23 protein-coding genes and 1 riboswitch are annotated in these 21947 nt (G+C 36.9%); of the genes, 6 read left to right on the forward strand and 17 right to left on the reverse strand.

Translation table 11 applies throughout. The annotated features are described in order from the left end of the window. Nucleotides 1–32 precede the first annotated feature (32 nt). The gene (gene metK, locus CYJ72_RS04320; RefSeq protein WP_066126879.1) at nucleotides 33–1217 is read right to left on the reverse strand and encodes a methionine adenosyltransferase; all 1185 of its coding nucleotides are present in this window, start codon (nucleotides 1215–1217) and stop codon (nucleotides 33–35) included. Further along, nucleotides 1215–1307: riboswitch (SMK box riboswitch) on the reverse strand. It overlaps the preceding gene by 3 nt. Before the next feature lie 77 nt (nucleotides 1308–1384). Here metK and CYJ72_RS04325 point away from each other — a divergent pair. Continuing rightward, nucleotides 1385–2179 carry a hypothetical protein gene (locus CYJ72_RS04325; protein WP_066126881.1) on the forward strand — a complete coding sequence of 265 codons (795 nt, stop codon included), beginning with the start codon at nucleotides 1385–1387 and terminating at the stop codon, nucleotides 2177–2179. 751 nt (nucleotides 2180–2930) lie between these two features. On the opposite strand, the gene CYJ72_RS04330 is transcribed toward CYJ72_RS04325, so the two are convergent. From CYJ72_RS04330 to CYJ72_RS04365, 8 genes are all read right to left on the reverse strand, one after another. Further along, nucleotides 2931–4289 (reverse strand): FAD-dependent oxidoreductase, encoded by a 1359-nt coding sequence (locus tag CYJ72_RS04330; protein WP_071408026.1) that lies wholly within the window; start codon nucleotides 4287–4289, stop codon nucleotides 2931–2933. A gap of 549 nt (nucleotides 4290–4838) precedes the next feature. Beyond that, on the reverse strand, nucleotides 4839–5876 hold the full coding sequence (locus tag CYJ72_RS04335) for a M42 family metallopeptidase (protein ID WP_101813884.1): 1038 nt from the start codon (nucleotides 5874–5876) through the stop codon (nucleotides 4839–4841). Nucleotides 5877–5900: 24 nt separating this feature from the next. Further along, a complete protein-coding gene (locus tag CYJ72_RS04340; protein WP_101813883.1) occupies nucleotides 5901–6911 on the reverse strand; it encodes an alpha/beta fold hydrolase in 1011 nt (336 codons plus the stop codon). A gap of 123 nt (nucleotides 6912–7034) precedes the next feature. Beyond that, entirely contained in the window at nucleotides 7035–8396 is a 1362-nt protein-coding gene (gene mgtE, locus CYJ72_RS04345; protein ID WP_101813882.1) for a magnesium transporter, read from the reverse strand. Nucleotides 8397–8417: 21 nt separating this feature from the next. Beyond that, the gene (locus tag CYJ72_RS04350) at nucleotides 8418–9329 is read right to left on the reverse strand and encodes an RluA family pseudouridine synthase (RefSeq protein ID WP_101813881.1); all 912 of its coding nucleotides are present in this window, start codon (nucleotides 9327–9329) and stop codon (nucleotides 8418–8420) included. Nucleotide 9330: 1 nt separating this feature from the next. Further along, nucleotides 9331–10086 carry a thioredoxin family protein gene (locus CYJ72_RS04355; RefSeq protein WP_284630689.1) on the reverse strand — a complete coding sequence of 252 codons (756 nt, stop codon included), beginning with the start codon at nucleotides 10084–10086 and terminating at the stop codon, nucleotides 9331–9333. Nucleotides 10087–10099: 13 nt separating this feature from the next. Next, a complete protein-coding gene (locus tag CYJ72_RS04360; protein ID WP_348651913.1) occupies nucleotides 10100–10960 on the reverse strand; it encodes an NAD kinase in 861 nt (286 codons plus the stop codon). A gap of 12 nt (nucleotides 10961–10972) precedes the next feature. Continuing rightward, a complete protein-coding gene (locus tag CYJ72_RS04365; protein WP_066125177.1) occupies nucleotides 10973–11605 on the reverse strand; it encodes a GTP pyrophosphokinase in 633 nt (210 codons plus the stop codon). Between the two features lie 127 nt (nucleotides 11606–11732). On the opposite strand from CYJ72_RS04365, the gene CYJ72_RS04370 reads away from it, so the two are divergent. From CYJ72_RS04370 to CYJ72_RS04390, 5 genes are all read left to right on the forward strand, one after another. After that, nucleotides 11733–12125 carry a CYTH domain-containing protein gene (locus tag CYJ72_RS04370; protein WP_284630692.1) on the forward strand — a complete coding sequence of 131 codons (393 nt, stop codon included), beginning with the start codon at nucleotides 11733–11735 and terminating at the stop codon, nucleotides 12123–12125. Nucleotides 12126–12194: 69 nt separating this feature from the next. Further along, nucleotides 12195–13157: an IS30 family transposase gene (locus CYJ72_RS04375; protein ID WP_101975427.1), complete on the forward strand. Its 963-nt coding sequence runs from the start codon at nucleotides 12195–12197 to the stop codon at nucleotides 13155–13157. 346 nt (nucleotides 13158–13503) lie between these two features. Beyond that, nucleotides 13504–13746, forward strand: a complete 243-nt coding sequence (locus CYJ72_RS04380; RefSeq protein WP_284630694.1) for a CYTH domain-containing protein — start codon at nucleotides 13504–13506, stop codon at nucleotides 13744–13746. Nucleotides 13747–13819: 73 nt separating this feature from the next. Further along, complete coding sequence (locus CYJ72_RS04385) at nucleotides 13820–14497, forward strand: DsbA family protein (RefSeq protein WP_180764845.1); 678 nt, start codon at nucleotides 13820–13822, stop codon at nucleotides 14495–14497. A gap of 142 nt (nucleotides 14498–14639) precedes the next feature. Continuing rightward, nucleotides 14640–14771 carry a hypothetical protein gene (locus tag CYJ72_RS04390; protein ID WP_284630696.1) on the forward strand — a complete coding sequence of 44 codons (132 nt, stop codon included), beginning with the start codon at nucleotides 14640–14642 and terminating at the stop codon, nucleotides 14769–14771. A gap of 274 nt (nucleotides 14772–15045) precedes the next feature. On the opposite strand, the gene ltrA is transcribed toward CYJ72_RS04390, so the two are convergent. The 8 genes from ltrA to yqeK form a co-directional block, all read right to left on the reverse strand. Continuing rightward, the gene (ltrA, locus tag CYJ72_RS04395) at nucleotides 15046–16560 is read right to left on the reverse strand and encodes a group II intron reverse transcriptase/maturase (RefSeq protein ID WP_284630698.1); all 1515 of its coding nucleotides are present in this window, start codon (nucleotides 16558–16560) and stop codon (nucleotides 15046–15048) included. Between the two features lie 612 nt (nucleotides 16561–17172). After that, nucleotides 17173–18069 carry a DMT family transporter gene (locus CYJ72_RS04400; protein ID WP_284630700.1) on the reverse strand — a complete coding sequence of 299 codons (897 nt, stop codon included), beginning with the start codon at nucleotides 18067–18069 and terminating at the stop codon, nucleotides 17173–17175. A 193-nt stretch (nucleotides 18070–18262) separates the two neighbouring features. Continuing rightward, a complete protein-coding gene (gene rpmF, locus CYJ72_RS04405) occupies nucleotides 18263–18442 on the reverse strand; it encodes a 50S ribosomal protein L32 (RefSeq protein ID WP_066125169.1) in 180 nt (59 codons plus the stop codon). A gap of 28 nt (nucleotides 18443–18470) precedes the next feature. Next, a complete protein-coding gene (locus CYJ72_RS04410; RefSeq protein ID WP_078754941.1) occupies nucleotides 18471–19019 on the reverse strand; it encodes a YceD family protein in 549 nt (182 codons plus the stop codon). A gap of 78 nt (nucleotides 19020–19097) precedes the next feature. Beyond that, the gene (locus tag CYJ72_RS04415; RefSeq protein WP_284630702.1) at nucleotides 19098–20249 is read right to left on the reverse strand and encodes a tRNA(Met) cytidine acetate ligase; all 1152 of its coding nucleotides are present in this window, start codon (nucleotides 20247–20249) and stop codon (nucleotides 19098–19100) included. Further along, on the reverse strand, nucleotides 20246–20992 hold the full coding sequence (locus CYJ72_RS04420; RefSeq protein WP_284630703.1) for a class I SAM-dependent methyltransferase: 747 nt from the start codon (nucleotides 20990–20992) through the stop codon (nucleotides 20246–20248). Before CYJ72_RS04420 ends, CYJ72_RS04415 begins: the two co-directional genes overlap by 4 nt. Next, nucleotides 20982–21356: a ribosome silencing factor gene (gene rsfS, locus CYJ72_RS04425; RefSeq protein ID WP_284630705.1), complete on the reverse strand. Its 375-nt coding sequence runs from the start codon at nucleotides 21354–21356 to the stop codon at nucleotides 20982–20984. The genes CYJ72_RS04420 and rsfS overlap by 11 nt, the downstream gene beginning before the upstream one ends. Further along, nucleotides 21353–21946, reverse strand: a complete 594-nt coding sequence (gene yqeK, locus CYJ72_RS04430) for a bis(5'-nucleosyl)-tetraphosphatase (symmetrical) YqeK (protein WP_284630707.1) — start codon at nucleotides 21944–21946, stop codon at nucleotides 21353–21355. The genes rsfS and yqeK overlap by 4 nt, the downstream gene beginning before the upstream one ends. Nucleotide 21947 lies beyond the last annotated feature (1 nt).

Consider the following 21947-nt stretch of genomic DNA (forward strand, 5'->3'; position numbering starts at 1 on the left):
GTACCATCCCCTTATCTAGTCTACGTTTTATGTTATGCGTTAATAGCTGCTTTTAAAGCCTCTACTTTATCTGTTTGTTCCCAAGGTAATTCAATATCACGACGACCAAAATGTCCATAAGCTGCGGTTTGAGCATAAATTGGTCGTAATAAGTCTAACATTTCGATGATGCCTTTCGGCGTTAAGCGGAATGTTGAGCGAACAGCAGCAATTAATTTACTTTCTGTTATCTCACTGGTATTAAAGGTATCAATTGAAATCGAAACAGGTTCGGCCACCCCAATCGCATAAGCCAGTTGGACTTCACAACGCTTAGCTAAACCAGCTGCTACAATATTTTTCGCAATATAGCGAGCGGCATAACTGGCTGAGCGGTCGACTTTCGTTGCGTCTTTCCCTGAGAAAGCTCCTCCACCATGTCGTGCATAACCACCATATGTATCGACAATAATTTTACGTCCTGTTAGGCCTGAGTCACCTACTGGGCCACCAATAATAAATTTACCGGTTGGATTGATAAAATATTTCGTTTCATCATCTAATAATTCAGACGGAATAATCGGTTTGACGACATGGGCAATCACATCATCATGAATTTGTTGTAAAGTCACGTCCTCTGTATGTTGCGTTGATATGACAATAGTATCGACTCTTTGCGCTACTCCCGTTTCATCATACTCAATGGTGACTTGTGTTTTGCCATCGGGTCCTAAATAATTTAACTCGCCTGATTTACGAACTTCAGCTAATTTTAATGCTAATTGGTGACTAAGTGAAATCGGAAGTGGCATTAATTCTGGTGTTTCATCCGTAGCATAACCAAACATCAATCCTTGGTCACCCGCTCCGATTTCGATTTCTGAATCTTGATCACGGGTTTCAATCGCATTGTTGACTCCTTGAGCAATATCGGGTGATTGCTCGTCTAGTGAGACCAATACCGCTACAGTCTTCGCATCGAACCCATATTGTTGTTTATTATATCCTATCTCATCAATTTTTTGACGAACGATTTGTTGGATATCAACATACGCAGAAGTAGTAATTTCTCCAAACACTAATACTAAACCGGTATTAACCGCAGTCTCGCACGCAACCCGAGCATTTGGATCTTGCTCTAAAATGGCATCCAAAATCGCATCACTAATTTGATCGGCAATTTTATCTGGATGTCCCTCGGTTACTGATTCTGACGTAAATAATCTTTTTTCTGTCATTTTTCTTTCCCCCATTATTTCATTTTGGTTACAAGGCATTTTCACTTTGAAGAAAGTGAACCCTATCGGGAATTTTGAGTTGTAACATTATCGATTATAACTTAAAATAGAGATAATGAATAGCTTTTTATAAAATTATGTCGATATTCAGAAGGGATTTGTTACTTATGACTACTTTTATCAAGTTGTTACAAAACCCCCTTGTCAAGATTTTTTTAGCACCATTTACTTTGATTGGTGTTGGAACAATCGTGGGGTTGAGTTCAGCTGCATCACCAAACTGGATAAATGCTCTTTTACTATTTGTGATAGTTGTCAGTTCACAATTAATTGATCATTATTTTCACCAGCGAAATGTACAACGGAATCACAAAAGTACACCTGAATTTATCTTATATGTTTGTGAAGGTATTTTAATCATCACATCGGTTATTTTTATTTTAAGAAATAACTGGATTATTAATTTACTGTTACTTTTATATATTGCCTATATTCATTTTCAATATATACCTTTTCCAATTGTGAATACATTTTATCAATATATTTTGACCATCTTTTTTAATGCTTTTATTTTAAATACGGTAGCATACTATAGTCAAACGACGAGTATCACTACCAATTTTTTACTGTTATTGATTCCTCTTGCGTTAATTACAGCAGGCATCACGATTGAAATCAATCACTTACGCTATTTATTAATTACTAGAAAGAAACAATCGACACTGTATCATTGGACCGGCATTGGATTAGCGATTGTAGCCATATTTGCTGGCGTATATTTCACTTTACCAAGCCAATCTTATTTTTTAGCACAAATTGCTTATGTTTTCATTACATTATTTAGTATTATTCCTGCTATTGTGCAAGTAGATAATGAAAAACAACGTCAAAATAAAATTAATTATTTGAGTACCGCTTTATTAATTTTTAGTATTTTTTATAGTCTAGCGATTGTTTTCTAAATCGGTTTTAAAAGTGGACCAACAGTAGAAATTCAAATGATTTTGCTTGGTCTGTTCACCGCTACAAAGTTGAGAATGGGCCAGAAGTAGAAAAACGAATGATAATTGACGACATACTTCAAGTTAAGGCTTAACCTCTAACTAAAATCGTGATTTCGTTTAAACGAAAATCTTAAAAAATATAAACAACAGGCAACCGATACTTTTTCGGCTGCCTGTTTATTTGTCTTAGGAAACTAAATTGGGAGTAGACCAGAAGTAGAAAATTGAATGATTTTCGCTTCGTCTGTCCACCCCCGCACAGTTGAGTAGGTCTCAATCAAGTCTATAAGACGCAGGTTGAGACCACTCAACCACTGCGCTATTAATTACCAAGCAAACACTTAGTTGAATTTATCCAATTTATGCCTAACCTCATTAAGACGCAGTTTGAGGCCACTCAACCACTGCGCTTTTATTTAGCGAACAATCACTTGATTGAATTTATCAAATTTATGCCTTACCTATTTAAGACGCAGGTTGAGGCCACTCAACCACTCCGCTATTAATTAACGAACAATAATTTTGACTAAATTTATCAACTTTATTCCCAGCCTCTCGCTCAGCTAGTTCCGCCAGAATGAGTAGAATCTATATAATCTAGTATGATTAGTTTGTTTTTCTTCACGATACTTATTATCAGTCAATATAAAAAGACTAGGCAGACATTCAATCGTTCTACCTAGTCTAATAATTATTTTAATGAGTTAGATTAGTTTTCTTCTGCTAATTTACGTTCTTGTTCTACTGCTGCTTGAGCTAAGATGTTTAAGTAGTTCCAAGGACGGTCGAATACTGGTTGGAAGAAGAAGTCAACATAAGCCAAGTCTTCGATAGTCATTTTGTTTTGGATTGCTAATGATAATGTGTTAGCTGATGCTGTACAGTCGTATTTAGACATGATTTGTCCACCGACGATACGGCCAGTTCCTACTTCATATACTAATTTCATGTATAATTTTTCGTTAGTTGGCATAAATTCTGGACGGTAGTTATCTTCAACATACACTGAACGAGTTTCTAAACCAAAATGTTTTGCTGAACCTTCGTTTACCCCTGTTGAACCAATGTTCCATCCGAATAAATGTAATCCTGAAGTAGATTGAGTTCCACGGTAAGCAACTTTATCGCCGTTAATGTTTTTACCTACTAATGATCCCATACGTACAGCATTAGTTGCTAATGGAATGTATGCATGTCCACCATTTGGGTTATAGTTAACAGCTGTAGAGTCACCTGCAGCAAATACATCAGGATGAGAAGTTTTCATGTAGTTATCTACAATAATAGCACCATTTGGTAATGTTTCTAATTGGTCTTTTACTAAATCTGTATTTGGACGGAAACCAACACACACAATTACCATGTCTGCATCGTATTCAGCGCTGTCGGTAATAACTTTAGTAACTTTACCATTTTCTCCTTCGAATCCTTTAACCATTTGGTTTAATTGAACATTTACATTACGATCACGTAAGTCTTGTTCTAAAATATCAGTAAACTCAGCATCTAAATATTTATTTAAGATACGATCTAAACCGTCGATTAAAGTAACTTCTTTACCTTCTAAAGCAAATGCTTCTACTAATTCGATACCAATATAACCACCACCGATAACGACTACTTTTTTAGCGTCTGTTTTACGAGTAAAGATTTCTTGTGCTTGACGATAATTTTTACATAATAAAACATTTTCTAAATCGAAGCCTGTGAATGGAGGTAAAATTGGCCATGAACCAGTTGTTAACACTAATTTATCGAATGTTGTTTCAAATTCTTCTCCAGATTTTAAATTTTTAACATTTAATTTTTTAGCATCTAAGTCAACATTTGTTACATCATGTTCCATGTTTACATCCGCACCTAAAGATTTTAATTCTTCAGGATTTGAATAGAATAATCCTTGAGGGTCTTTAACAACGCCACCAATGTATAATGCAATTCCACAAGATAAGAATGATACATTATCATTACGTTCATAAATAACAACCTCAGCACCTGGGTTTTCATTTAAGATTGTTTTTACTGCTGCTGTACCTGCGTGAGTACATCCAATAACTACTACTTTCATCATATACCTCCTATTTTTTACACACAATGATATGATTACATTGTTTATCATACCACATATTTCACAAAAAAAAAGCTTATTTGTTATTAAACATTTTTATTAATTAAGCACTAGAAATATTGTTATATCAATACTTGAAATCCTTTTCTTTAGATTTCACTAATGAGTATTATTTTGAATTTAAAATTAAATAGTCTGGGTTTTCACAAACTTTTCAATTGGATTGCGTTATTTCTTAATTCCTTTTGTGCAATAATTGCCAAAAAACAGTTAAAAATTGCATATTAGAATGATTATCAATAATCAAGATTATTGCATTTCACAAACTAAAGCATTTTTAACTGTTCATTATCTATTATTATATTGGCTGATTACAATTCGTAATTTTTTTATTAAATTTCACTGCTCAAGGCATTTACTTATTTTAGCTAGCTTATTTTAAAAAAAGCACAGCCCTTATTTAACTAAAATGCTGATAAGGACAACGGATTAGTGATTTCTCAGAGCAAGGGGCACTAAGTCATTATCTCACTTTAAGAGCAACAGCTCTTATTTAACTAACTCACTTCTCAGATACGCATCCACTAATTTTTCGGTTGCTACAATCGAATCCATATGCGTTCTTTCATACGAATGACTCGATTCAATTCCCGCACCTAATAAGGCATGTTTAATATCCGTTCCTGCACGCATGGCCGCCGAAGCATCGCTACCATAATAAGGATAAATATCTAATTTGTATGGGATTTCTTGGGCTTTGGCTAAGGCTACTAAATGTTGACGGAAATTATAATGGTAAGGGCCAGAAGCATCTTTAACACAAATTGAAACGGTATACTCATCAGTTTGTTGATCATCTCCCATCGCTCCCATATCAACCGCTAAAAACTCAACGGTCTTAGAATCAATGCTACTGTTGGCACCATGTCCTACTTCTTCAAAGACACTGAACATAAAATGGGTCGTATGAGGTAAAACAATTTTATCGTCTGCATAAACTTTTAACAGTTTTAATAAAATAGCAGCTGAGACTTTATCGTCCAAGAAGCGTGACTTAACAAAGCCCTCTTCCGTAATAATGGTCCGTGGATCAAAAGAAACAAAGTCGCCAACTTCAATTCCTAGAGCTCGTGTTTCTGCTTCATTCGTCACTTTTGCATCGAGACGCACTTCCATATTATCTTGGGTACGTTCGGCTGTTCCGGCATCACGGTAAACATGGGTACTTGTTTGATGAATTAAAATAGTGCCACTGACTGTTTGTTGGTTACTGGCCATATGAACGATGCAATTTTCTCCTTCTATCATATTCCAAGGGAAGCCACCTATTTTATCTAGTTTCAAACGTCCATCCGGTTTAACCGCACGTACAATGGCTCCTAAAGTATCAACATGTGCCGTTATTGTACGATGCTCTTGGGTATTTTGTCCCTCAACCGTCACGATTAAGTTCCCTTTTGGTGTTCGTCGAAAGTCATAGCCTAATTCTGTGACTGTCTTGGCTAAATAATCCACTACTTCATTGGTATAACCTGTTGGTGAAGGAATTGCTAATAAGTCTTCTAAATAATTAATTGTTTGTTTCATCCGTTATCTTACTCCTTACATCAATCAATTCGTTTTTCGATAAAACGAAAGTATATCTTCAAACACAGTATCGGCATCTTTTTCATGAATGATTTCATGCTTCATATTCGGATATTGTTTTAATACTAAATGACGGTATCCTGCTTTCGTTAGACGGCGTGCAGAATCATCAATCCCGTCTGAGCCGCCGGTAATGAGCGTATCGTCGGCTCCATTTAATACTAGAATTGGCAAATCTGAGTGTTTCGCTTTAAACTTCTTCGGATAATTTAAGAGACGATTCAACTCAAACATCGTTAAATTACCACCATTGGTAAATTGTTCCATTCCTAAAGGATCATTTGCAATCGTTTGTAAATGTTGCTGGTTATAAGCAATCCAATCGAGTTCCTTAGGTAATACATTCAGGATTGAACTTGAAGCTTTTTCGCCACGATAAAAGCCAATTAGTTTTGCCAACGTAATACCAGCACCAACCATTGGATTATAAGGCGGTACACCTGTCAAAATTAACTTGTCAATCCGCTGATCATTTTCCAATAAATAAGCTCTAGCTAGCATTGAGCCCATCGAATGCCCAAACATATAGACTGGTACTTCAGGATACAATTGATTAATAAAATCGGTCACTAGTACTAAATCATTTAAGAGTTCTTGAGTACCATTCATAAACCCTTTAGGATATTTATCCGTTACCGAACGCCCATGGCCACGATGGTCATTAGCCACTACGGCAAAACCTTGTTGAGTTAATTTTTTTATCAAATTTGCATAGCGTTCTTGATGTTCCATCGCACCGTGGACCAGTTGAACAACAGCTTTAGGTTTTTCAACATGATACACTTTAGTAAATAAAGGAAAATTACCGTTCGCTAATAAAAAATATTCCGTCTGATTCGTCGCTACTTGATTACTGGTAATAATTTGAACCCCTTTGGTCGCCTTTCTGTTATGATGTTTACCTAAGAAATATAAATGTGGTAACACGCCGGCCATCATGGTACTAGCTCCTAATACTTTTGCGGTTTTCTTCATGGATTACCCTCCTTTAATTTAAAAAATAAGAGTCAGCAAGGGAATGAGCGAATGGTTGACAATCGACTGATTGCTGTTTCATTTGCCATGCCTCATTGTCCACTCTTAATAAAAATCTTGTATTTAACGTAAATAATTCATAAAAGCTGATGCAATTGTAAAATAAATAAACACGGAAGTTAAGTCACTAAGCGTTGAGATGAACGGTCCACTGGCAACCGCTGGATCAAAGCCAATTTTATTCATTAGTTTCGGAATTAACGCGCCGGCTAAATTCGCAACAAAGATTGCACAAGCCATCGATATACCAATAATACAACCTAAAATAATATTCCGCTTCCATATTCCTGCTACAACCGCAATGGTAGCACCAACAATAATACCTTTAATTAAACCAGTTAAAATTTCAAACATTAAATTATTTTTGGTATCTTCTTCTGTTTTATTCGTCAACTTACGCACAGCGACCGCTAATGATTGAGTTCCGGCATTCCCCGCAGTACCGGTAATTAAAGTCACGAATGCTGATAATACACTAGCAGACTCAATTAAGTCTTCATACTGACTAATTAACGTAGCGGTCCCCATTCCTAAGAATAATAAGGTAATTAACCACGGCAAACGGCTTTTAGCGGCAGACCAAGGTGTTTCGTGGTCAACATTAACATCAACCGCAGCTAAACCAGAGTAGTCACTGTCCGCTTCATCTTGAATAATATCCAAGATATCATCGACTGTAATAATCCCTAAGAGTTCATGGTCAAAGCCCACAACAGGTAAAGCTAGTAAGTCATAGTCTTGAACCATTTTAGCGACTTCGACTTGGTCATCACTTACTTGCACCGAAATCACGCGGGTATTCATGACGTCTTTAACTAAACGACTATCTTCATTAATGATTAAATCACGAAGTGAAATAACCCCAGTCAAACGTTCATGCTCATCCAACACATAAACATAATAAATGGTTTCGGCTTGTACCGCTACCGTTTTTAAATACTCGTAAGCTTCTCTTAATGTCAGATTTTCATCAATCCAAACAAACTCGGTTGTCATAATGGAACCCGCTGTTTCTGGTAAATAATTGATCAATTGACTAATTTCACGAGCACTTTCTGGTTTCATTAATTGCATGTAAACTTTGACTTTTTTTAAGTCTTTTAAATGGTTTAAGAAGTCAACGGCGTTATCGGCATACATTTCAGCTAATACACTGGCCGCATAGTTGTCATTCATTTCATGGAAATAATCATCAATCGGGACTTCATCAACTTCAAAAGCATCAAAGATGCTTGCTAATTCTGATGGTGAAAGGTATTGATAAACTTTATCACGTTCTTCTGGTGATATTTGCTCAAATATTTTAGCTTGATCGTATTTATGCATTGCCAAAAATTCTGCACGAAAACGTGTCATACGATTATTATTTAGTAATTGTTTGATGACTTCTACGTTTTCTTCGAAGTTTCTTTCAAACACTTCCATATTATCCCTCCATAATGATGTTTACTGATTTTCTATCTTAAACGTTGTTTCTTTAATGATCCATTGGCGCATATCATCCGGCAATGGTTGTTGAATTTTAAGTGGTTTTCCTGTAAAAGGTTGGAAAAATTGCAATTCTGCACAATGTAACGCTTGACGGTCCAGTATTTTAGTTAAAGGACCGCCATATAAGTCGTCTCCAATTAAGGGACCACCTACATGGGTTAAATGAACACGAATTTGATGAGTCCGTCCGGTATGTAATTGTAATTTTAATAAAGAACTGTGTGGAAATTGTTCTTGAACCCAGTACTCCGTTTGAGCACTCTTACCGCTAGGATCAACGACTCGCGTAATTAACGATTGATCATTTCTGGCGATTGGCGCATCAATGATTCCATGCACATTCTGCCAGTTGGTCTTTGTCGTTAATGCCTGGTAAAATTTCTGTATTTGACCATTTTGTATTTGCCGATCCATCAAGGCGTGAGCTAATCGATGCTTAGCGATTAACATCAGTCCCGTCGTGTCACGGTCTAATCGCGTCACGATATGAATGACTTGATCATGATAATCTTGAGCAACATAATAACCTTTGATACGATTGGCCATCGCCGAATCAGGATCCTTAATCGATGGAATCGAGACCACATCAGCTGGTTTATTGACAACTAATAAATCTCGATCTTCATATACAATCTCGATTGGCTCAAATGATGGAATGACCGTATCATGTCCTTTTTCATCCGGTGCGACCAGGATTAGCTCATCACCAGGATTAATCATCGCCCTAACTGAAACTGGTTGATCATTTAATAATATTTCCCCATTAAATTTTACCGCGGTCGTAAAGCCACGTGGTAATTCTAAATGATGCAAAAAATACTTAATCTGCATGGGTTCCGTTAATTCACTAATAAATTTAAATTCCATCTTATTTATTTAACTCTACTACTTGTCTTAAGAAGTCTTCCATCTCCTGCATAGTATTTTGGTGATTGATACGCGCTTTAATTTCGCCCTGTTGCAAAATAAAAGCATGCGGGACTGTTTCGATATTTAAAAACTGAATGACATCATTAAAATTAAGATCCTCTACTCGACGATTGGTATTGTAATAATGTAAAGTCACATCCAATTCTTTTGCTAAATGGTTTAATTTCGGTATAAAAGCACGACAATAAGGACATTCATCGAAACCTAAATATAACACGACTGCTTCATCCATGCTTTTTTCCATTAATTCATTATACTCTTCTCCGCTAGCAACCTCTTTAACCTGTGAAAGATCAAGTGCCGCCACTTCAGTTAAAGTATTTTTATTGATATGATCGTATTCAGCATATCGTGCCGCTTTTTCTGCTGGTTCCATTGCTAAAAATTGGAGATTATCATCAATAACGACTTCACCATCGATTAAATCTTCCTCTGCGATGACATTACTTTCATTGTCATTATTAGCAGTCGTTGACGCTTCATTTGAATTTTCAACTTGTTCTTCACTTGATTGTACTGACGTGTCGGTCACGGTCTCTTCGGATGTTTCAACGGTTGTTTCTTGGATGGTAGTCTCCTCAGCAGTCGTTGATGCTTCAGTCGTTGTTGTGACTTCCTTATCTGTGGTGGAACAACCTGCTAAAGTTGATATTGCAACCATACTGGTCAAAAATAGAGAATAAAATTGTTTCATATCATTGCTCCTATTATTTTAATAGATTATTGATTTGATTGATATTGTTTTGTTTTTGTTTTAAGCCAATAAAAGATGCTTCCACTCGATTCCAAAAATGGGTATGACGGATATTAGCAAAGCGTATCCGGCTTTCAGAAATTTTTAAAACTAATGATTGAATCTCAATATCACTAATATACTTATTATCAAACATTAACATAAAGGTCGTTTCTTTGCCATGAATGGTAGGATAAATCTTTAACCATTCATCTTTGGCAATAATCATCGGAGAACCTAATGAACGGTAAACACGATTATTTAATGACGCAATCTCTGTTAATTGTAACGCATCTAAACGCGGATGAATCACAGCTCCACCTAATGATTTATTAAGACCAGTGGATCCGGTCGGTGTCGCGATACACAAGCCATCCCCGCGAAGTGTTTCAAAAAATTCTTCTTTAACATAAATATCACTGACCATCGTGCCAAAATTTGAACGAATCGAACATTCATTTAATGCCAAGAATTTACTTTTATTGCCAATGGTATCTTCCATGGTAATCTCTAACAATGGATAGGTCACCGGTGGTTTATCCACACAATCTAACAAACCTTCGACCAGAGCTTCAATTTCATATGATTGCCAATCAGCATAGAAACCTAAATGGCCGGTGTGAATCCCAATAAACTGTATCGAATCTACACGATTTTGTAAACGTTGAAAGGCGGATAATAAGGTGCCATCGCCTCCGATTGTAATAATATAATCGAATGCTTGTTCTTCATCGACCACTGCAATATTCGCTTTTGCTAATAGTTTTAATAATTTTGCTTTAATCGACTGTGATTCTTCTTTTTTACTTGCATAAATATAAACACGAATTGACATCTTGTCGGCCTCCTATTTGCGATCAAAGATACGAATAGCTTCCCTAATTTCATCTCTAATCTCAGACATTTCTTCATCTAACATAAAAGCAGCTTCCGATGCTCTTTCCAATCTTCTAAGGATTTCTTCTGGGTATTCTCCTCGATATTTATAATTTAGAGAATGTTCAATTGTTGCCCAAAAATTCATCGCCAATGTACGGATTTGAATTTCAACAATGACATTAACGGTTTCATTTGCTCGTTGAACCGGGTACTCGACTACCATATGATAAGAACGATAACCACTCGCTTTCCGATTCTTGATATAATCACGGACTAATAACACTTTAAAATCTTGCCGATTTTTCAATAGATGAGCGACCTCATAGATATCTTCAACAAACTGGCACATAATCCGAATACCCGCAATATCTTGAACACCAATTAATAAGTCTTCTGGTTCAATATTACGGATAGCCATCTTTTCTAAAATACTCTCTTTTGACTTTACCCGTCCAGTTACAAATTCGATAGGTGTATGGCGATGGTTATCTTTATATTCATCGCGAATATTTTTTAATTTTAGCTTCAATTCTTCTACCGCTTGATTATACGGCGCTAAAAATTGTTTCCAATCTTCAATAAAATTATCTTCTACTTGCATCGTCAATCACCTCATTTGAAATTGGTCGCACTAACATTTCCATTTTACCACAACTTGAGTAAAATTTATTGGGATATGCGAGAAAAATTTGATATAATCAAAAACGGACTAAAGAAAGAGGGATATCATGAGTTATTCAATTGAACAAGAAATAAAAGCCAAGTTAACCGCTAATGAATTCACAAAACTATTAAGTCATTTTGAACTGGCTTTTGATCAATATCAAACCCAACATAATAATTACTATGATTCAGCTGATCAAAAACTCAAAAAAGCGCAGGCTACCTTAAGATTACGGAATTTTAATACTCATAGCGAATGGACCTTTAAACAACAACAAGACCAACATCGTTCACTTGAGTTAACTGAAAGTCATAGCTATCCTATCGTGCCCGTCCCTCAAACAATAACCCTTGACCAACTTCATGACCCCGTCATAAAGGATCAATTGCGTTATTTATTTAAGGACGATGACACTTTGGAACTTTTTTTACAAACTTGGATAGTAAAATTAAGCTAGAAAAATAAATAGGCCATTTGTATGGTATCCTAAACATAAAATCACATGCTAAGGAAGGAGTACATACAAATGGCTTATACACATCTTACCATGAAAGAATTGATTTGGATAGAAAATTATTACGATAGCGGTAAAAAAGTAACGGATATCGCTAAAAAATTAAATCGGGCCATCCAAACCATTTATAACGTCGTTAATTTTCTTAAAAATAGTGGTAATATTCAGGAATACTACGATCAATATAAAGAGAATAAATCACGCTGTGGTGCCAAAAAGAAGGTCTTTAACACTAAACAAATCACATATATTAAGAAAAAAGTGGACCAGGGGTGGTCTCCTGACGTCATCATTGGTCGGAATGAACTCCCATTAGGATGTACAGCTCGAACACTTTATCGTCGTTTTAAAGACTCGGAACTCTTTGATCCCTCAACTTTACCGATGAAAGGTAAGAGAAAACCTAATGGGTATCAGGAAAAAAGAGGTAAACAACACTTTAGACGCACCATCGAAGATCGTCAAAAAGAAAATCCACAATATGAGAAAGAATTTGGACATCTAGAAGGTGACACTATTGTCGGAAAAGACCATAAGAGTGCAGTCCTAACACTGGTCGAAAGAATCAGTAAACTCATCATCCCGATAAAAATTAACAGTCGCAAAGCAAGTGATGTGCGAATCGCTTGTGATAACTGGTTTGCTTATTTACCGAGAAATTTATTTAAATCCATTACGTTTGATTGTGGAAAAGAATTTTCTGATTGGCAAGCCATTTCAAATGTCAATGACATCAATATTTACTTTGCTGATCCCGGTTGTCCGTCACAACGCGGCTTAAATGAACACTCTAATGGACTACTTCGAAGAGATGGGTTATCTAAGGGGATGGATTTTACCGATATATCGCAGGAAATACTCAGCCAAACAGCTCATTTCCGCAATGAAATTCCACGAAAATCATTAGGTTATCGAACGCCAATTGAAGTTTTTATCGATTGTTGTAAGGAACTTGGATGGATAGATGCTTTCTAATGCACACAATGTGTTTGTTAAGACAGTGAATCCATTGCGTAAGGCACCTGATTGTTAGAGCTTGACTTGGTGCCTAGCCCGGCATGATGATTTGGGGATGCTTTTTGGGTCTTCTACCCAAACCCTTTCCCCAACTCGCTATTCGCGAGTATCATACCGGAGCATCCAAGTCAAGCTCTAACGATTTAATGCATCAATCTGACTCACTACACTTGCCACAAATCTGACGTTGTGGAAACCTTAAAGTCAGTGGCTAATTTATACTTGAACTTTCGAACAACCATTTTAATTATCAATTAGAAAAAAAGCAAACGTATTATGTGTTAGGTAAAAATTCTAGCTTAATTTGACAATCAAAAAAATAAAAACAGACCGTTATCTTTACCAAAACGAATACGGCGAATGGGCTATTGACCGAACTTATTATGGTGATACCGTCGACTATGAAATTGAATTAGAAACCCATGACTTAGAACCAGCAAAAGTAGCATTTGAAAACTTACTCACCGCCTTAGCAATCGATTTTCGGCCAGCAGATAAGAAGATTGCTCGAGCTTTGCATTATCTAAAACAATCAAATGATCATTAAAGCTTATGATTGGTATTAGAAATTTAGTTTTGGTAAGATAACATTACTAGAGAGATTAGAGGGAGGAATTACTGTGAAATCTGAATATCAAATTGAATACAGAACGAATGGGATTCCTAAAGTTTTTGAATTTTACTTATTTGTCAATCCATTAGGACGCCAATGTTTTAACTGTGAACGAGAATTAACCAAAACAATAGACTTAATTTCTGCTAAAACCGACGTCCACATTTTATGTTTCCACAATCAAAGTATTGTAACAGAATTTATGAATCGTTTAGGAATACCGTCTACCGATTTGACTTCACGTAACCATATTTATCGTAGTGTTTATCTAGCCTCATTAGCTTATAAAGCCGCTTCAATGCAAGGCAAAAAGAAGGGCCGCCGTTTCCTAATGGAAATGCAGTCACGAATTGTCGGGCAGTTAGAAAGATTTTCAGATGAATTTATTTTAGATTTGGCTGAAGAGATTGGCCTAGACACGCAAACCTTTGTCGATGATTTGGAATCTGATTATGTCAAACATTTATTGCAAAAAGATCAACAAATCGCTCGTGATATGAATGTCGAGTGCACACCTGCTTTAGTGATGTTTGAACACAGACTTGGTGAACGTGGTGTGTTATTAGAAGGGTCGTTTAAAGCGCAAAATATTTTATCACATCTAGATTTCCTAATTGAGTTAGATTACTTAAATGATTTAAATAAACCAAAGTTATCGCTTATTGCTAAAAGAAAGACTGATTAAAACTATTCGGCCTTGCATAACTGTCATCCCAATGGTAGGGATGGCAGTTCTTTTTTAGGCTCTACAACCTTTTGTGTGGACCCACAAGAAATAGGCTATTTATTGTTGAGACCCAATCCCCTGGAGAAGTTTTTTTTAAAGCTTGACGAACAATATTAACGGAACAATCGCCACCGATTTGACAAACAATGCTCTAACTAATAAGTATGCTTTAAATGATGTTACTTTAAATATCGGGCGCGATAGCTTGCACTTAACTGTCGAAACAGCATAAAATATAAAAGAGACTTGAAAGAAATAATCATTTTTTCTCCCAGTCTCTTTTTAAATGTTAATTGTAGTTGGCTAACACTTAAAAAAATCGTTTGGTTCCAACTGTTTATTTATAGCGCAGTGGTTGAGTGGCCTCAACCTGCGTCTTAATGAGGTTGAGAATAATCTTGACCAATTCACTCAGATTAGTGATCGATAATCGAGTAGGAGACTAATCATTAGTTGATTAGTCGACCTCTCACACCACCGTACGTACGGTTCTCGTATACGGCGGTTCAATAATGTAAGTACACTTGCTCTGCCAATTGGGTCATATTCAAAAGACCCCATTGGTAGAGTTTTTCCGTTGGTATGGCTTGATGAACTTCCCAAGTACAGGACAATCGCCAATATTTCTTTCTTGAATAGGCGATACGTTTGGACTCATCGAGTGTTAGTCCTCTCTTCATGAGTTCTTTTATCTTCGTTCTTGGTCGTTTCCATCGTTTGAGTATTAGTTGTCTGATTCTGCGATGTAACCAGGATTCAATGGCTCGGATAGTGCCTTTAATATAGCCTCTTCCATGGTATTGTATCCACCCTCTGGCTACTTGGTTGATTTCCTTTACCAACATTTGAAAGGTTTTCGGTGTTTTCCGACTCGTGACTTGTCTAAGTTTCGCTTTGAATTGCTTCACTGCTTCTTTAGTCGGTCGGTATCGACAGCCTCCATTCGCTTTCATTATCAGACAACTCAAGAACTTTAAACGGTAAGGACTACCTACTTTACTTTTTTCTGTATTCACAACCAATTTCAATTCTTTTGATAGAAATCGACTGATGCTCTGTAGAATTCGTTCGCCTGCTCGTTTACTTTTCGTAAAGATGACAAAATCATCGGCATAGCGGACGAATCGGTGTCCACGTTTCGTTAGTTCTTTATCTAACTCATGTAAATAGATGTTACTGAGTAATGGCGACAGAACGCCTCCTTGCGGGGCGCCTTTTCCTGTCTTCTGGAAGTTTCCGTTTAGTTCAATGACGCCAGCTTGCAAGAATCGGTTAATCAATCTTAATATTGATTTATCGTCAATGTGTTGTTTCAGAAGATACATCAGCTTGTCATGGTTAATCGTATCAAAGTACTGTTTTAAATCGCAATCCACGACATATCGGTAGCCTTCTTCATAATACTTGGCACATTGTTTTCTTGCTTGATGAGCATTGCGATTTGGTCTAAACCCATAACTGTAAGGGCTAAAGGTCTTGTCGATTGACGGTTCAATAACCTGCTTAATCGCTTGTTGTATCACTCTATCCCTTACAACGGGTATGCCTAGTTTACGGACACCTCCATTCGGTTTAGGTATTTCAACCCGTTTTACTGGCTGAGGACGGTAGGTGCCTTCGAATAATTTCTTACACAAAGGAACATAATAGTTGAAGATATGACTTTCCACTTCTTCAACAGTCATCCCATCCACACCCGGGCTTCCGCCATTTCTTCTGACTCTATCACATGCGCGTCTCAGGTTATTTCTTTCTACCACCCTCGACATTATCGGATAGTGACGCCATTGGTCCAAAGCTTCTCCTAGTGATTGACTCTGCGCAGATGCATACTCTTTCGATTCCGTCTTATCCCTTTGCATCTTGCCAAGCTTTTGCTTGTTTTCTGCCTTCTTCATCTTCACTACCTCTCTTTCTTTCCAATGTTCATTATTGTTCAGTCCTTCAGTTGGTAGACAACCTACTATGACCTCTGCTGACTTCTCATGATTCGTTGTTACTAAGATACGCTTATCTCTCATGAGACCTCCCCAGGTAAGGTGCGTTAACTTCCCTCCCATGTCACCGCTTGATTTATCCAACCATAATCCGTGCAGTATTGGGCTTTACTTTGTAATGCAAGCTCACCCTTATGATTAGACCTTCTATCAAGTTTCTGTTCGTCGGTGCAGGAGTTTGCCTTAGGCTTCCTTCAGATTCCGCCTCACGACGACCTTAATTCTTAGTGCTTTAGCACTTAGAAATTAAGGATAGGGTACCGACACCCTTGCCCTTAGCTAACAGTTCCTACTGCAAAGCCTTGCTGAGACTGTTTGACTTTAGTCATTACAGTCTCACATGCGTTAGAAGTAGCGGACTTGAACCGCCAAGTTAACGCCCATGCTGGGCGCACATTAAAAGCGCAGTGGTTGAGTGGCCTCAAACTGCGTCTTTCGACATGTTTGAGGCCTACTCAACTGTGCGGGGGTGGACAGACAAAGTGAAAATTATTTGATTTTCTACTTCTGGTCCACTCCCAACTGTGCGGGGTAACAGACGAAGCGCAATCATTCGATTTTCTTCTTCTGGTACACTCCCAAACTGTGCGGAGGTGAACAGACGTATCGGAAATCACGTAATTGTCTATTTCTTGCCTACCCCTCTTTTTTCATTTTATTTAACAAGTAACGATTATATTGGAATGATAAGATACCCGCCAACATAATGATGGCATAACCTAATAAACTATAACGATCAGGCACTTGTTTTAAAAATATAAAGCCCCATAAACCAGTGAAAATAATATTCGTGTAATCAAAAACCGATATTTCAGAAGCCGGAGCAAATTTATAGGCAAATGTAATACCAAATTGACCCACGGTTGCCATTAAACCAACAGTTACCAAAATTAAAATTTGTTGTCCACTCATCGGTGCATAATTAAAAATGAGCTGTGGTAAACTGATAATCGTGGAAAAAGCCGAGAAAAAGGCAATAATAAATGCCGGGGTAACACCCATGGAATTCAGTTTTCTAACACAAGTATAAGCCGCACCGGCACTAACCCCACCTAAAATACCGATTAGATAAGGGAACATCGCGGTCGATGCTAACGTTGGTTTTACGACAAATAATACGCCCGTAAAAGCAAAAGCCAGCACTACCAAATGGAATTTCTTCATCGGTTCCTTTAAAAACAAAAATGAGAAGATTAAGGTTGCGAATGGCGATAATTTGTTTAATACTGATGCATCAGAAATCATAAGATGATCCATCGCATAAAAATTACACCATAAACCGACAGTCCCAATAAACGCTCTTAGAATCAGCGTTCCCCAAGGAATTGATTTGGGATTTTTAAGTTCTTTAATAGGTACCTTCTTATGTTCATTGAATAAAACAATGATTGCGACAATCATTGCTATTAAATTTCTAAAAAAACTTTTTTGAATGGTCGGAATATCACCTGCTAATGGAATAAATAAGTTCATTAATGAAAATCCTAATGCTGATAATAAAATGGCGATAATTCCTTTACTTCGTAATGACATACTTCACTTCCTTTTCAAATTAATCCACTTTCTAGTGTAACATATTTCCACATATCTAAAAGTATCAATTCATCACTTACTGTCGCTACTACTCTTCTTTTTCTACAAATGCTTGATAATCATTTAGGAGCTTAACTTATTTTTGAATAAAAAAAAGAGCTAGGAAATCGTCATCCTAACTCTATATTTTTAATTATTCAGCATCTTTTGCTGTGTCTTTGCCATCGTAGAAACCACATGATGGACATACACGGTGACTTAATTTTAATTCACCACATTCCGGACATGTGTTCATTCCTGGAACTTCTAATTTAAAGTGTGTACGACGTTTTCTTTTTGATGCTTTTGATGTTTTACGTTTTGGTACTGCCATGTTTTACACCTCCTGATAGTGACTGAGTTTACTCAGTTTCATTGTCTTCGTTTAATAGGGATTGCAACTTTGCTAGGCGTGGATCAATTTCCGGCTTAGCTTCGTCTTGTTGCTGGTGGTATTCATCTTCGGTCAAGACTGCCCAGTGATTACCTTTCGGTAAATCCTCTTCAACTTCATCAGGTCCTACCACTCGTTGCGGTAAACTTAATAATAGAGTCTCCAGTACAGCCTGTTCGAGGTCGATATAATCGTGTTCAAGAACGATAGTTGTCTCCTCATAATCGTCTGCATTTACATCATCCTCAGGATAGACGTAACGTTCCTTAATTGGGAAGGTTAAATCCACTTCCACAGGTTTTAAACTGCGCGTTGATGGTAATGTAATAACTACATCCGCATTACAGTGTAATATAATATCTGGTTCTCGAACAACAAAATAACCTGATACGTGAACGGGTTCTAAATGAATAATTGAATCATCTCGTGAAATTGCTTGTTCTTTGATATCCAAATCGACTTCGATTGGTACCAATTCATCTCTACTATCACGTAACTTTCGAATTGTCCATTTCATATTATCACCTCTAAAACGACAGTATGTATTATACCCTATTTTTAGCTATACTGTCAATTCTCTCTTATATTTTTTAATTTATCTTTTTATCGGATATTGCGTTAAATTCTGTTCTTGAAGGCTTTTTATCGGATTTAGCTGATATACTTGATCGATACGCCATTGTAAATGATAACGATCAGCGTAATCTTTTTTCCAATTAGCTATAATCTCCACGCTTTGTTGACGCAAATCTTTTAAATAGTGACTATGATGCTCGCGAAAAGCTAATAACCTGACAACGGGTTGTTTGGCATAAATCGTTTTATAATCTTGCCATTGTTGATCAGTAATATTGCCTAACACTGCAATTAAGATTCGATTCACTGAAGCAGCTGTCCATCTCTTCGACGTCAAGCGATTAACGAAGTCATCCCAGCTCATAGCCCAGCGTAATTGATTTAAAATCGCTATTTCAAAGCCTTCTTTAATGCCAAAAATATGCTTTAAACTTTCAGCATTATGAGTCGTTAATTGATATTTCAATAATGGCCAATAATCATTCATCGACACCGGTTCATTCGTTTGGATTGCTTGCCACGTAGATAATGGTACTTCAGCTGCCTCTAATTGTCCTTGAGTGATTTTCACACGAATACTGGTAGCACTGTATAAACCATCTTCATTTTTTATACGCTTAATCGTTTGTAATATCATCGGGTGTTTCAGCTGTCGATTGGCTTTAATATATTGAATACCCAGCTGATGATTGGGCAAACTACTATCAAAATGAGGTTCACCAAGAACAGATACGATGGCTTGTTGATAGCTTGCTGCATAAGATAGACCGGTTTTCAAAGCCGCTTTTATTTCTCTATCTAAAGCCTCTTGGTGAGTTTCAACCGTTTCGACAAATTGAGTCAACGTCTTAATATCAGCTTGTTCACTACCAAAATACACTTCACTGCAATTTAATAAGGCTAATAATTCAATGCCAACTTTGGCAAAATAATCTGCCGATTGTAAACTGGCTAAAAGTGGTAACTCAAAGACAAAATCAGCCCCACTGTCGATGGCGATTTGTGCGCGTTGCCATTTATCTAGAATAGCAAATTGACCTCTTTGAACGACATTCCCACTCATCACGACCACTAATACATCGCATTGACTGCATTGTCTAATCTGCTTCAATTGATATTGATGACCTTTGTGTAAAGGATTATATTCTGCAATTAACCCGACTATTTTCATTTTTTTACCACTCTAAAGAACCAACGTTCCGTAGTTGAATGGCGTTTTGGTCGATATTCATCCTCGCCAAAATCAACTAATACTTCTATCGATTGAGTGGGTAATTTCGCTAAAATACTTTGATAAAAATCAAGTGGATAAGTCTTTTCGGTCAAGACAGTATCAAACCGTTGATAAAGCCCATCTGAGGACATTTGATCAAACACCGTTAAGTAATGTTCCACTTGTAAGTGCTGTTCATCGACCTCACTATCCCACATGATAGCCCCTTTTTCATCGCTATCAAAATAGCTGAAATCTTTAAAACCGCTGGTTACTTGATATGGGGTCCAGACATCAAAAAGCAAAGTTCCTCCAGATTTAAGCGCATTGAACATTTGTTGAATTGCAGTTGTTACTTGGGTCTCATTGTCCAAAAAACAAAGCGAGTCAGCAAAACAAGTGACTAAATCATACTGATTAGCATAATCTTCTAAGGCTAACATATCCGCTTGTCGATAGATAATTTGTGAATGAGGGTCTTCTTTTTTGGCAATCTTTAACATCTCTTCATCAATATCAATTGCGGTCATTTCGCCAACAAAAGCTTGTAACATGACAGGAAACCAACCGGTCCCACAGGCAACGTCTAAAGCTGTTTGAGGTTGTTCACTTAATGAATTTAAAGTAAAATCAAGCCAATCTTCATAGCTGGAAATATCATTGAATCGGTCATAAACCCGGGCAATCTTACTAAAGCTCATTATTCTCACTCACCCAAGTCGAGATATCAACTAGGGGTGCGTCTTGCCAAATTTTTTCTAAATTATAATGACTTCTTTCAGAATAATAGAATACATGGACAATAATATCGATTAAATCGATTAACACCCAACGTCCTCCATCTTTACCTTCAACTTGTTTTACTTCAATCTCATTTTTGGCCGCAGCTTCTAACACGGAATCGACTACCGCATCCATTTGACGTTCATTTCTAGCGTGCATAATCACAAAATAATCAGCTAAGGGGGTCACTTCTCTGACATCCAATGCCATAATATCTTGTGCCATACGATCATCGGCAGCACGCACAATTACTTCTAGTTTTTCTAAATTTGTTTTTGTCATACATTTCTCCTTAAAATCCATTGATTATAAAATTCGATGGTTGGTAAAAAAATTGCAACTTCTTCATCAGCTAAATGCTTGATTGTTTCAACCATTTTATAAGTGACCGCTGCATCTATATCTTTATACGCCAATTTTCTAGCTTTTTTAACACCAGGAAAATCTCTACCTGGCTCCATGTAATCGGCAATAAATACTACTTTTACTAATGGGGACATTTCATCCCAACCGATAGTATGCGCCGAAATGGCCGTTAAGATGTCTTCATCTTCAATGTGATACAATTCTTTGGCGATTGTAGCGGCTGCAAAGCCATGCCAAACATTATCATTTGCTCCTTTTAATGTCGGTTCATCCCAACGTTTCTGTGCTAATGCTAGCATTTCCTCTTCAGGATAATCCTTCGCATAATCATGCATTAGAGCGGCTATACTGGCTTTTTCAGGGTTCACACCATATTGTTTGGCTAATTCGATTGCTGTTGCTTCTACGCGTAATACATGCTGATAACGTTTGGGTTTGATTTTGGTTGCTAAATCACTTAGTAATTGCTCACGGGTAACATTTATTAATTCATTTGAAAATTCCATA

The organism is Globicatella sanguinis (assembly GCF_002847845.2).
In the GTDB taxonomy this organism is placed as follows: domain Bacteria; phylum Bacillota; class Bacilli; order Lactobacillales; family Aerococcaceae; genus Globicatella; species Globicatella sanguinis.